Genomic DNA, 9,830 nt, shown 5'->3' on the forward strand with positions numbered 1-9,830 from the left:
TGAGTGGCACAAAAAATCAACCCGCTCAATTGAGCGGGTCGTAAACACAGACTCATAGTGTAACGCTTTCATTTGCTTGACGCCTAGCAGGCGCTAGGTACGCGTTAAACGGTTACCCTTTTGGCGCTTCTTCGTCACGCAGCTGGCGGCGCAGAACTTTGCCCACGTTCGTTTTAGGCAGCTCATCACGAAATTCAATGACTTTAGGCACCTTATAGCCGGTGAGCTCTTTTTTACACCAATCACGGAATGTTTTTTCATCAAGCTGGCTATTTTTACTGACGACAAACAGCTTGATCGCCTCACCGGAGTTTTCATCCGGAATACCTACCGCAGCCGCCTCAAGCACATCGGGATGAGAAGCCACGACATCTTCAATTTCGTTAGGATAGACATTAAAACCAGAGACCAGAATCATGTCTTTTTTCCGATCAACAATGCGGATGTAGCCATCGTCTTGAAGTATGGCGATATCGCCGGAGTGAAACCACCCACCTTCATCAATGGCCGCACGGGTGTCGTCTTCGCGCTGCCAGTAGCCTTTCATCACCTGCGGCCCTTGCACGCACAGCTCACCTGGCTCCCCCATCGCTACGTCGTTGCCATCTGCGTCAACCACTTTAACGGCGGTGCCTGCCACAGGCTTACCGATAGTCCCCAACTGAATGGCATCGCTGGGATTAAAACTCACGACCGGAGAGGTCTCTGTCAGGCCATAGCCCTCGGCAATAGGACAGCCCGTGGTCTGCTCCCAACGCTGCGCTGCCGCCTTGGTTAATGCCATGCCGCCAGAGATAGTCAGCTTTAGTTTGGAAAAATCGAGCTGTTTGAAATCGTCACGGTTACAGAGAGCATTAAACAGCGTATTCAGGCCAATGAAGGCGGTAAAAGGCAGCCCTTTGAGTTCTTTAATAAACCCACCCAGGTCGCGAGGATTGGTGATCAACAAAGAGTGGTTGCCGGTCTCCATCAAAAATAGGCAGTTAACGGTAAACGTATAAATGTGGTAAACCGGCAGCGGTGCAATGACGAGCTCTTCACCATTACGCAAGCGGGTGCCAATCGCTTCACGTGCTTGCAGCATGTTAGCGACCAGGTTGCGGTGCGTCAGCATGGACCCTTTGGGCGTCCCGGTCGTGCCGCCAGTGTACTGAAGGGCCGCTAAGTCATCGTGCGTCTGCTTGACCTCGGTATGGCTTAACGAAGCGCCTTTTTTCAAAACCTCTCGAAAGTCAGTCGCGCTGGGTAGCGAATAGGCAGGCACCATCTTTTTGACGTGTTTAACCACTGCGTTGATTAACCAGCGCTTGGGTATATCGTGTAAGTCCCCTAGCTGAGTCACCACAACGTGCTTGATATCCGTTTTATCGAGCACTTTCTCAAGCTTGTCGGCCATATTAGCCAGAATAACAATCGCTTTCGCGCCGGAGTCTTTGAACTGATTCGCCATTTCCCGCTCGGTATAGAGCGGATTGGTATTGACCAACACGAGGCCTGCACGCAGCGCGCCAAAAACTGCCACGGGGAATTGCAATACGTTGGGCAGTTGAATGGCGATTCGGTCACCGGGCACCAGGTCAGTTTCGTGCTGTAGCCAGGCGGCGAAGTCCCCCGATAAGCGGTCAAGGTCGGCAAAAGTCAGCGTTTTTCCCATACAGGAAAAAGCAGGCTTTTCTTTAAAACGCTTTACTGCTGAATGAAAAACATCTGTGACTGAATCATATTGATCCAACCCTTCAAGCGCTGGGCCACGTAAAACGGCGGCGTTGGCGTGTTCGCTCATGGGCAATCTCCGCTATCCGTGTCGGCGAGATCACCGACCTTGTTATTGTCGCGAGGTTGAGAGCACCAACGATATACGACGCGCCAAGGTCTGTAAAACGATCGATTAAAACCTACGTTTCAACCTTAGCCTAACGCCAAATATGTTTTATTCATTGCTCGCTCTCACCTGTTACTTTAGCAACTCATTCATTTCTGGACAGTATCGCGCCTGAATTTCTCCATTGCACCAGACTAATAGCTCACCAGGCACCATTTTTTCCCAGGCTTCATTATGGGTAAGTGGCTCAGTGGCAATAACCGAAACAATATCGTCGGGAGTGGTATGCTCAGCAAAATTAACCGTCATTTCAGCATCAGATAGTTCAGCATCGCCAAACGGCGCGCAGCGGGTAATGTGCGCAAGCTTAGTGGTGCAGAAGGTATATACATAGCGGCCATCGGAGAGCAGCATATTGAATACGCCCAGCGCTCTTAACTGCTCACAGAGTTGATGCAAGTATTCCCACAGGCGCTCAGGCGCATCGGGCGGGGTAGGAAAGGCGCGTCGTAGCTCGCCCAGCAGCCAACAGTAGGCATGTTCACTATCGGTACTGCCCACTGGGGTATAGCTGCCTAGCGGTAGATTTTCCCAACTGCTTAACTGGCCGTTGTGCGCATAGCACCAAGGGTGCCCCCACATCTCGCGCATAAACGGATGCGTATTGGACAACCGCACTCCGCCCACGTTGGCTTGCCGAATATGGCTAATCACCACATTGGACTTAATGGGATAGTCGCAAATCAATCGAGCAATAGGCGAATTGACCGAAGGATGCGGATCTCGAAAATCGCGGTAGCCGCCTTCCTCATAGAAAGCGATACCCCAGCCATCACGGTGAGGGCCCGTCCCGCCCCCACGGTGTAAAAAGCCCGAGAAGCTAAAACAAATATCCGTGGGTACATTGGCACTCATACCCAATAACTCACACATGCCTAGCCACCGGTAAAGATCCCGATATAATTTTGGATACGGGGCAGATCAGCAAAGCAGCCACCCATGCGTATAAAATCATTAGCCAATCACCGGTTCACGGCGACGTGAAGGCTGCTCAGCACCGTTACGCTCTTCGTCCTGCTCGACATAGTCATATTCATCAGGGCGGCGCCACCACCACAGAGCGACACCAATAAGCGCACCCACGGCAACGCCAAATATCAGCCACATCAGGCCGCCACGTAGCGCTGCACCGTTATGTTCTAAAAAACCCACCGCTGACACCATCGCCGATGGTGCCCAACCGGTATAGAATTCACCCTCTTCTACCAACGGCAGTCGAAAACTAGCGGGTATCAGCACAGCACCGGCGACACACCATGTCAGCACCAACCGTGGCAAACTGGGCAGCAAAGATAGCGCAAAGTAAACAGCGACAATCACTAATAGCGCTACACCGTAATAGCTCAACCACAACATTGACGTTGAATTTGCAAATAACATAATACCCCTCATGTGGGTGAACTCACCCGACGTTGATTTCTCGTTATGGTACCTATGAATTTATGAAAGCACAGCCAGGCATCCACTCAAACTTACCCGCTAAGCGCTATTATCGCGCTAATGACCCTCAATGGCACTGGTTGGAAAAGCGCGATGATTCAGAGGTTACTGCCTTTTTAGAGGCTGCCAATGAGCAGCAGGCTGCTTGGTTCACCCCGCTTGCGCCGCTAGAAGAAGACTTATATCAAAGCCATTTGGCCCGCCGCGAGCTTGCAGTGACCAGCCTTAAGACAGCGCTTGACCACTTCACGTTCTGGAGCGAAACCGGCGCTAAAGACGATCACCCCTGCTGGTGGCGTCATCCTAACGCTAGACACGAGCAGCAGGAGTGTTTTTTTGATGTCGGTGCCCGCGCCGCAGAACATGACTTTTATGATATGGGCGATATGGCACTCTCACCGGACGAGCAGTGGCTAGCCTGGACGGAAGACACTCAGGGCGATGAGCGCTTTACGCTGTGGCTAAAAGCACTGCCTAACGGCCAACCACTGCAATTATTAAGCGATGTTGGCGCTGGCCTTTGCTGGGCAGAAGATCAAACAGCAAAAACGGCAACGCTGCTGTTCACGCGCTTTGACGACACCCAGCGCCCAGATAGCGTATGGCGTTTGCCGCTGGCGCTGACAGAGCCACATGCCGCAACGGCCCCCATTCTTGTGTTACGCGAAGATGATCCTGAATTTTGGCTCGGTATCGGCAAAACCCGGTCGAAATCGTGGCTACAGCTTGAAAGCGGCTCAAAAGATACCAGCGAAATTCATCTGGTACCGGCGCACTCTCCTGCCTCTACACCGATATGCCTTCAAACACGCCAAGCAGGCATTGAGTACAGCATCGACCATCGCCCTGGGTCGTTTTACCGCTTGCACAATCAAGGCGGCGCTCACTTTCAACTTGATCACCTGCCGGAAAACCAGCTTGGCCAGCCCCAGCCTAAGTGGCAGACACTCATCGGCCACCGAGAAGACGCAACGCTTGAAGGCATTGATGCATTTTCTTGGGGACTAATGCTCGCGGAGCGTGACCACGCCCAGGCACAGGTGCGTCTACGGCGGCTTGTCTTAGATGACCAGCATAGCTTCACATTGGATGAATATCTGGCACTGCCCGAACTGCCCTGCTCGCAGCTGTTAGAAGATGCGCCCCATTTCGATGGCCAGGTGCTTCAACTGCGCGAAGAGTCCTTTACCCAGCCGCCCAGCTGGTTCGCGCTAGATCTAACGAACGGCCAGCGCACGCTGCTAAAACGCGTGCCCGTTTACGGCAACCTTTTGCCTGAACAACTGGTCAGCCGCCGCCTATGGGCGACAAGCCAGGATGGAGAGCAGGTGCCTGTCTCAATCGTCATGCGTGCAGACTTGGCAGATCAACCCCTACCCACTCTGCTATACGGCTATGGCGCCTACGGCGAAGCGCTTGATCCATGGTTCTCTATCGCACGTTTAGAGCTACTTGAACGCGGCGCAGCCTTTGCCGTTGCCCACGTACGTGGAGGCGGCGAGCGCGGCGAACCCTGGTACTTAAACGGCAAGATGGCCCATAAAGAAAACAGCTTCAATGACTTTCTAGCTGCGCGTGAGGCGCTTGTTGAACAAGGTGTCAGTGACCCTCAGCGCATAGTGGCCTGTGGCGCGAGTGCGGGTGGATTACTGGTCGGCACCTGCATCAACAGAGCACCGGAAGCGTTTTGCGCAGCACTGCTAGACGTGCCCTTTCTTGATGTATTACGCACCATGCAGAATCCTGAGCTTCCTCTGACCACCGCGGAGTACAGTGAGTGGGGCAACCCCGAAGAAATTGAAGTGGCCGAGCGAATTAGCGGCTATTCGCCGATCGATAATATCAAGCCTCAGACATATCCTGCGCTCTGGATTGAAGGTAGCTGGTTCGACACGCGTGTGAGTTACTGGGAGCCTGCCAAATTCTATGCCCAGGTATCTCAACAGCAGCAAGGCTCAGCGCCTATTTTAATGCGCACTGACATGAGTAGTGGCCACGGCGGCGCATCAGGGCGTTTTAAAGCCTGGCAGGACACCGCAAGGCAAGATGCCTTTGTTCTGTGGGCGATGGGCCTCGCGGAACAGCCAACGCCCAGCTAACCCACCCACATTATTAGGTCTACACAAGAGTCACTCCAAAGCAGCGCTTCAAGCGCTGCTTTTTAATGGCTTTCAATAAACACCACTGCTGAGTAGTCCTCGTCAATAGCTCGCATCACACTATATGGAAATATTTTCCATAAAATATTCACAGACCAATAAAAATACGCCATACTAGACATTAGTCGCATGCACTAACGTCTAATCAAGGTTATCTGGAGATATTATGAAATACCAAGACCATTTTCCCACTATTTGGGATGCGCCACGCCAGAAAAAAGTTGCAAGCAAAAAGCCAGCAAACGCAGCCCCTGTTAAGCAGGAGCGTTCAGCATTTAAGGACGTGTTTCTGTCTATTTGGGATTCGCCTAAATCCAACGCTTAAATAAGCGAAGGTTACATCGGCAGAATCGCGATGATGTGGGATTCTAGCTGTTTCTCTGGCACATCATCTTGCGATACGGCAAAACTGCGCACACTGATTCCCTTGCGATGAACCCGCTCTGCATCGTTACTCAATAGCGGATGCCAGCCGGCCAGCTTGCGCCCTTCCGAGACACGCCGATAGCCGCAGCTTTGTGGTAACCAGGTGAACTCTTTGACCAGTGCAGGCGTGAGCTGGGTACAGTCAGGTACGCTGTCAAAACGATTCGGGTAGTCACTGCATTGGCACGACTGAATATCCAGCAAACGGCAGGCAACGTTAAGCACCGCTAGCTCTTGGGTTTCTTCATCGTGCAACTTTAGCAAGCAACACTGCCCGCAGCCATCGCACAGTGCCTCCCATTCTGGCGGCGTGAGTTCTTCAAGCGTAAAGCGCTCCCAGAAACGTTCGCGCATGGTAACTTTCATCGCCTCCTCCTTCATTGTCACGCGGCAACACACGTTATAGCGCGGTGTCTTGGCGACTTAGTGCTTCAAATAAGGCTGGCCATAATGACTGAAAATCTTGCTCTAGCCTTGGATAATCATCATGCAGCCATGGCACAAGGGCAGCAAGCTGATTGGGGCCGGATAAGCGACGCCCAATGCCAGCAACGGCGCGGCAAGTGAATTCAAAGTCAGCGTAGCCCCTTAGCCAGTCATGCTTGACCAGCAGCGGCATCATGCCAGCCAAGCGATTGGGGGCTGGGCGCGTCGAAAGCAGCTGATAGCAGCGCTCAATCAACTGCTCGTGATCTTGTCGACCGGCCATATCCCTGGCTAGAAAATGATCCCAGACCATATCTAGCGCGATTCCTGCATAGCGCCGCTGAGCAGTTGGAGCGCGGCGCCTTGCCCCCGCAACACAGGAGTGGCTATCAACCCATGCATCTACGCGGCGGTGATGCCGAATACCCAGGGCAGTCGCATCCGACCAGACGCTTAAATCGCGACCTTTAACGCCGTCAGCAATCAGATTGCCGTATAGAAAATCATCGCTACCGGCGCGCGCCAGCCACGCATGGGCTAGAAAATTCATTATGCCGGCTATTCAGCGTTTGAGCGTGACGCAACATGGGCACGGTGCACATCAAGCAAATAGGCTTCTTTGGGCGGAGGCATCTGCAAATAATAACCTTTGTCCTTAATCCCTTCGACCACATCAGCCGCACTGACGCGTGAAAGCTTTTTGTCAGCGGTCAACAGCATGGTAAACACAGGCAGCGGTTTGCCAAACGTCTCCATGAGTAATTCAGGCACCTGTGCCATCCCCTGACGCTTATCAACGTATAGATACATCTCATCTTTACGCGAGCTCTTGAAGACATCACAAATTAACTTTTCGCTCATGACGGCAACTCCTCAAAGGCTTGAACCAGCGCAGTATTCAAACACTCGCCACGCCAACCGCTGGGTAATGAATACGGCTCGCGGGCCAAATCTTGCATCACGAGGGTTTCAATATCTCGACGGCGCATCAGCATTTCAGGCGCCATGCCTAAGTCATCGGCTTTGGCAGTAATCACTTTTTTAAGCGCTTTAAAGCGCGTTTTAAAAGTAGGATGCATGGGGTCAGGCCAGCGCACTGGCAGGGCCGATTCCTCGCAGTGCTGTGCCTGCTTTACCATTGCCAACAGCGTGTCACCCTCTTTTTTGATCAGCACTGGCTTAACGCCCTCCACCTCGGCTAGCTCAAAACGATTGCCGGGCATCTTTTCTGCGATCGCAAACAGTAACTTATCACTAATGAGCCAATTACGAGGTAAATCACGCCGGCGTGTCTCACCCTCGCGCCACGTGGTCATTAGACGATACGCCTCCATTTGGCGAGGCATTAAGCGCCAAAGCTGGCGTTGGCGGGTATACCACTGCTGGTCGTTTTCAACACTGCGACCCGCCTGCTCAATTAAAATGGCGCACTCAGCATCCACCCATTCACGGCGACCCAGCACAGCGAGCTTCTCAGCCTGGAGGCCCCATACTTTCAATAAATAAATAACGTCTAGCGCAGCGTAATGGCATTGCGCTGGCGTTAATGGGCGCACTAACCAGTTTGAGCGTGTTTCCTCTTTAGGAAGCGTTTCATCGAACCAAAATTCGACAAGCTTTTGATACCCCATGCTGGGATTTTCGCCTAAAAAACCCTGCGCTACCTGCGTGTCCACTAACGGCGTAGGCAAAACGCCTGCCCAGCATTGAAATACTTCCAAATCCTCGCTGCAGGCATGCAGCAGCTTAATCGCACTATTTTCCAGCAAAGCGCGAAATTTTTTGGTACATGGCACCGCCACTGGATCGATTAAATAGGCCTCCTCTCCCGCGGTAAATTGCAATAGCGCAGGAACGGGGAAAAACGTGTTCTCTCGGAAAAATTCGGTATCCAGTGCAATCACTGAGGCATCAGCTACTTGCTCACACGCTGCATCGAGCGCATCGGGAGTATCAAGCCATTGAAAAACGGGAGTAAGAGAGGACAAAAGCATTCTTCCAAGTTGACACACAATCGCCAGAGCGTTTGCGGTTAGATAACTACTGAGTAAGTAGGCTTATTCACTGGTAAAAGGCAGGCGCCCATTAAACGCGCGACTCAATGTGCCACCATCGACGTATTCCAGCTCGCCCCCCATTGGCACTCCGTAGGCTAGTCGAGAGAGCTTGACGCCATATTCAGAAAGCTGCGAGGCAATATAATGAGCCGTCGCTTCACCTTCGATAGTTGGGTTAGTGGCCAGCACCACTTCTTCGATCAGCCCTTCTGCAACGCGCGCTTCAAGCAAATCTAGACCAATCGACTCAGGGCCAATGCCATCCAGTGGCGAAAGGTGCCCATGCAAGACAAAGTAGCGCCCCTTGAACCCTCCGGCTTCTTCAATGGCCAACTGATCAGCAGGTGACTCTACGACACATAGCAATGCATCGTCACGTCGCGCACTCTCACACAGAGCACAAATCTCAGCCTCTGTAAGGGTACGGCAACGCTGGCAGTAACCCACTTCCTCAATCGCCCGCTGAATCACCGCGGCAAGACGCTGCCCGCCTGGGCGCTCGCGCTCGAGAAGGTGCATAGCCATGCGTTGGGCCGTTTTCGGCCCAACGCCGGGCAGAACGCGAAAAGCCTCCATCAACTGCTCAACGAGGGGAGAAAAGCGCATTGCTTAGAACGGCATCTTAAAGCCGGGGGGAAGGCTCAGCCCGGACGTCGCTTCTTCCATTTTCGCCTTAGAGCTAACTTCTACTTTGCGTACCGCATCATTAACCGCCGCCGCCAGCAAATCTTCCAGCAGCTCCTTATCTTCTTCCATGACGCTTGGGTCGATGGTCACATTGGAAACATCATGACGACCGTTCATAGTAACTTTCACCATACCAGCGCCCGCTTCGCCCTGAACCTCAACCTTGGCGACTTCTTCCTGAGCGTGCTGCATTTTTTCCTGCATTTCTTGGGCTTGTTTCATTAAGTTGCCCATTCCGCCTTTAAGCATGATCCGATCTCCAATATGGCTGAAAAAAAGTCTAAGAAAGTGACTCGCAGGATGCACTGTTAGCGCAATTGCTCGGCAGGCTTCACGCTGGATTCTATCAGCTTTGCGCCAAACGCCTGCTGTAACTTTTGTACATGGGGGTCATGGTTGAGCAGATCAACCGCCTGAGCGTGCCGCTCTTTATTAAGGCGCTCCTCCTGTTTACGGGGCGTTTCAATATTGTTAGGCAGCTCTGCGACGTAAAATGCCACTCGGCGCGGCTTTCCCTGCTCGCCAAGCGCACGCTCGATGCGCGTCTGATGAACTTCCGCCTGCATAGCTGCTTGGCTTGGGTCTAAGCGCAGCGTTAACAGCTTGCCATCATCGCTTTCTACTAAACAGTTGCCAGCAAGGTTGCGCGTCAAACCACCCAGACCGAGAGAATCAAAAGACTGCAGCCAGAGCGCGTTATCCAAAGTATCTGAGCCATTTTCTGCCATAGCATTCGATGGCATCACGATGTCT

Annotated in this window: 12 protein-coding genes; 2 read left to right on the forward strand and 10 right to left on the reverse strand. The window is 52.6% G+C overall.

Annotated features, from left to right (window positions below):
• Positions 1 to 112: 112 nt before the first annotated feature.
• From ACTH5D_RS10485 to ACTH5D_RS10495, 3 genes are all read right to left on the reverse strand, one after another.
• Complete coding sequence (locus ACTH5D_RS10485; RefSeq protein WP_441670949.1) at positions 113 to 1,783, reverse strand: AMP-binding protein; 1,671 nt, start codon at positions 1,781 to 1,783, stop codon at positions 113 to 115.
• Between the two features lie 171 nt (positions 1,784 to 1,954).
• A complete protein-coding gene (locus ACTH5D_RS10490; protein WP_441670951.1) occupies positions 1,955 to 2,755 on the reverse strand; it encodes a class II glutamine amidotransferase in 801 nt (266 codons plus the stop codon).
• A gap of 81 nt (positions 2,756 to 2,836) precedes the next feature.
• Complete coding sequence (locus ACTH5D_RS10495) at positions 2,837 to 3,262, reverse strand: hypothetical protein (protein ID WP_441670953.1); 426 nt, start codon at positions 3,260 to 3,262, stop codon at positions 2,837 to 2,839.
• Between the two features lie 62 nt (positions 3,263 to 3,324).
• Here ACTH5D_RS10495 and ACTH5D_RS10500 point away from each other — a divergent pair, with 62 nt between their 5' ends.
• Positions 3,325 to 5,421 (forward strand): S9 family peptidase, encoded by a 2,097-nt coding sequence (locus tag ACTH5D_RS10500; RefSeq protein WP_441670955.1) that lies wholly within the window; start codon positions 3,325 to 3,327, stop codon positions 5,419 to 5,421.
• Between the two features lie 226 nt (positions 5,422 to 5,647).
• Complete coding sequence (locus ACTH5D_RS10505) at positions 5,648 to 5,806, forward strand: hypothetical protein (RefSeq protein ID WP_441670957.1); 159 nt, start codon at positions 5,648 to 5,650, stop codon at positions 5,804 to 5,806.
• A gap of 11 nt (positions 5,807 to 5,817) precedes the next feature.
• Here ACTH5D_RS10505 and ACTH5D_RS10510 read toward each other — a convergent pair whose 3' ends face one another.
• From ACTH5D_RS10510 to ACTH5D_RS10540, 7 genes are all read right to left on the reverse strand, one after another.
• Positions 5,818 to 6,273, reverse strand: coding sequence for a YcgN family cysteine cluster protein (locus tag ACTH5D_RS10510; RefSeq protein ID WP_441670959.1), 456 nt, complete (start codon positions 6,271 to 6,273; stop codon positions 5,818 to 5,820).
• 34 nt (positions 6,274 to 6,307) lie between these two features.
• The gene (locus ACTH5D_RS10515; RefSeq protein WP_441670961.1) at positions 6,308 to 6,883 is read right to left on the reverse strand and encodes an ACP phosphodiesterase; all 576 of its coding nucleotides are present in this window, start codon (positions 6,881 to 6,883) and stop codon (positions 6,308 to 6,310) included.
• 8 nt (positions 6,884 to 6,891) lie between these two features.
• Positions 6,892 to 7,194 carry a YcgL domain-containing protein gene (locus tag ACTH5D_RS10520; RefSeq protein ID WP_441670963.1) on the reverse strand — a complete coding sequence of 101 codons (303 nt, stop codon included), beginning with the start codon at positions 7,192 to 7,194 and terminating at the stop codon, positions 6,892 to 6,894.
• The gene (rnd, locus tag ACTH5D_RS10525) at positions 7,191 to 8,327 is read right to left on the reverse strand and encodes a ribonuclease D (protein ID WP_441670965.1); all 1,137 of its coding nucleotides are present in this window, start codon (positions 8,325 to 8,327) and stop codon (positions 7,191 to 7,193) included. Before rnd ends, ACTH5D_RS10520 begins: the two co-directional genes overlap by 4 nt.
• 63 nt (positions 8,328 to 8,390) lie before the next feature.
• Positions 8,391 to 8,996, reverse strand: a complete 606-nt coding sequence (recR, locus tag ACTH5D_RS10530; RefSeq protein WP_441670967.1) for a recombination mediator RecR — start codon at positions 8,994 to 8,996, stop codon at positions 8,391 to 8,393.
• Between the two features lie 3 nt (positions 8,997 to 8,999).
• Positions 9,000 to 9,326, reverse strand: coding sequence for a YbaB/EbfC family nucleoid-associated protein (locus tag ACTH5D_RS10535; protein ID WP_096279178.1), 327 nt, complete (start codon positions 9,324 to 9,326; stop codon positions 9,000 to 9,002).
• Between the two features lie 59 nt (positions 9,327 to 9,385).
• Positions 9,386 to 9,830: DNA polymerase III subunit gamma/tau C-terminal domain-containing protein (locus ACTH5D_RS10540; RefSeq protein WP_441670970.1), on the reverse strand; the 445-nt coding region annotated here is incomplete at its 5' end.

Source organism: Halomonas sp. (genome assembly GCF_052095695.1).
GTDB lineage: Bacteria > Pseudomonadota > Gammaproteobacteria > Pseudomonadales > Halomonadaceae > Vreelandella.

Coding starts and splice junctions, on each gene's coding strand:
- ACTH5D_RS10485 (WP_441670949.1), bottom strand. CDS start 1,783: ATGAGCGAACACGCCAACGCCGCCGTTTTACGTGGCCCAGCGCTTGAA.
- ACTH5D_RS10490 (WP_441670951.1), bottom strand. CDS start 2,755: ATGTGTGAGTTATTGGGTATGAGTGCCAATGTACCCACGGATATTTGT.
- ACTH5D_RS10495 (WP_441670953.1), bottom strand. CDS start 3,262: ATGTTATTTGCAAATTCAACGTCAATGTTGTGGTTGAGCTATTACGGT.
- ACTH5D_RS10500 (WP_441670955.1), top strand. CDS start 3,325: ATGAAAGCACAGCCAGGCATCCACTCAAACTTACCCGCTAAGCGCTAT.
- ACTH5D_RS10505 (WP_441670957.1), top strand. CDS start 5,648: ATGAAATACCAAGACCATTTTCCCACTATTTGGGATGCGCCACGCCAG.
- ACTH5D_RS10510 (WP_441670959.1), bottom strand. CDS start 6,273: ATGAAAGTTACCATGCGCGAACGTTTCTGGGAGCGCTTTACGCTTGAA.
- ACTH5D_RS10515 (WP_441670961.1), bottom strand. CDS start 6,883: ATGAATTTTCTAGCCCATGCGTGGCTGGCGCGCGCCGGTAGCGATGAT.
- ACTH5D_RS10520 (WP_441670963.1), bottom strand. CDS start 7,194: ATGAGCGAAAAGTTAATTTGTGATGTCTTCAAGAGCTCGCGTAAAGAT.
- rnd (WP_441670965.1), bottom strand. CDS start 8,327: ATGCTTTTGTCCTCTCTTACTCCCGTTTTTCAATGGCTTGATACTCCC.
- recR (WP_441670967.1), bottom strand. CDS start 8,996: ATGCGCTTTTCTCCCCTCGTTGAGCAGTTGATGGAGGCTTTTCGCGTT.
- ACTH5D_RS10535 (WP_096279178.1), bottom strand. CDS start 9,326: ATGCTTAAAGGCGGAATGGGCAACTTAATGAAACAAGCCCAAGAAATG.